Raw genomic sequence first — 1392 nt, forward strand, 5'->3', positions numbered from 1 at the left:
CGAGCGCAGCGAGCCCGCCGGTGGTTGAGGTGCGAGCGCAGCGAGCCCGCCGGTGGTTGAGGTGCGAGCGCAGCGAGCCCGCCGGTGGTTGAGGTGCGAGCGCAGCGAGCCTCGAAACCACCCCCGTCGCTAGGGTGGCGGCATGAGCGAGACGCCCTCCGCGCCTGACGCCCCCGGCCCCACCGACCAGCAGCGGATCATCGTGGTCGGCCCCGACGGCCAGCCCGTCGGGTCGGTGCCGGCCAGCGCGATGACGGCGCACACCGGCGCCGGCGAGCAGACCGCCGAGGACGGGGACGGCGAGCGCTCGCTGACCGACCTGGTCGAGCAGCCCGCCAAGGTGATGCGGATCGGCAGCATGATCCGCCAGCTGCTCGAGGAGGTGAAGTCGGCGCCGCTGGACGAGGCGAGCCGGCAGCGCCTCGCCGAGATCCACCGCGCCTCGATCTCCGAGCTCGAGCAAGGCCTCGCCCCGGAGCTGATCGAGGAGCTGGAGCGCCTGTCGCTCCCCTTCGCCGAGTCGACGACCCCGTCGGAGGCCGAGCTGCGGATCGCCCAGGCGCAGCTGGTGGGCTGGCTGGAGGGCCTGTTCCACGGCATCCAGACGGCGATCTACGCCCAGCAGATGGCGGCGCGGGCCCAGTTCGAGCAGATCCGCAAGGCGCTGCCGCCCGGCGGCATCCCCGGGATGCCGCACCCCGAGGCCGGGCAGGGCCCGCCGGGAGCCGACGGCGGCGAGGACGGCCGCAGCGGGATGTACCTCTGAGCCTGCGCCGTCAGCGGCGCTCGCGCCCGAGGCGCGAGACCAGCACCAGCCCGAGCACGCCGACCAGCGCGAGCGCGGCGCCGGGAGCGACGAGGCGACCCAGCGCCGGCGACTCCTCGTCGGTGTCCGCGTCGCGGGTGAGCGTCGGCGTCGGCACCACGGGCGCGGGCGGCGACAGGTACTCGTCCAGCCGGTCGGTGAGGGCGGTGGTGAGGCCGCCCTTCAGCCGGACCACGCCCAGGCACGGGTCGGCGACGAGCTGGCTGCCGTCCTCCGTGGCGAAGAACAGGTAGGAGGCGCCCTTCGGCAGCCTGGCGGAGAGCAGCCGCCCGTCCTCGTTCGGGACCGTCAGCCGGACCCGGCTGTCGCTGCTGACCAGCCCGGTGAAGCCGGCGCCCACCTCGATCGTGTAGCGCCAGCCCAGCTTCTCGCCCGAGGCCCGGACCACCTCGCGCTCGACGATCTCGCCGGCGAAGACGTTGTCCACGCCCTCGGCGCGCGCCGTCACGGCCTCCTGGTCGGTCAGGTCCAGGTCCCCGCAGCCGTCGACCCGCACGGCGCTCGCGGTGCCCGGCGCCGCGAGCACGGCGGCGGGCGCGCCCAGCAGCAGCGCGCCGACCAGCAGC

General features: G+C 75.4%; 2 protein-coding genes. One reads left to right on the forward strand and one right to left on the reverse strand.

Going from position 1 to position 1392, the window contains the following annotated elements; all coding sequences use genetic code 11:
* Positions 1 to 142: 142 nt before the first annotated feature.
* Complete coding sequence (locus tag ABLM29_RS22255) at positions 143 to 766, forward strand: bacterial proteasome activator family protein (protein ID WP_349716837.1); 624 nt, start codon at positions 143 to 145, stop codon at positions 764 to 766.
* A gap of 10 nt (positions 767 to 776) precedes the next feature.
* On the opposite strand, the gene ABLM29_RS22260 is transcribed toward ABLM29_RS22255, so the two are convergent.
* Positions 777 to 1392 (reverse strand): hypothetical protein (locus ABLM29_RS22260; RefSeq protein WP_349716838.1); only part of this gene is annotated, 616 nt, incomplete at its 5' end.

Source organism: Nocardioides sp. YIM 152588, assembly GCF_040191335.1.
Taxonomy (GTDB): Bacteria; Actinomycetota; Actinomycetes; order Propionibacteriales; family Nocardioidaceae; genus Nocardioides.

What these genes read in the sequence shown, in the direction of transcription:
- ABLM29_RS22255 (WP_349716837.1), top strand. Translation starts at nt 143, where the DNA reads ATGAGCGAGACGCCCTCCGCGCCTGACGCCCCCGGCCCCACCGACCAG.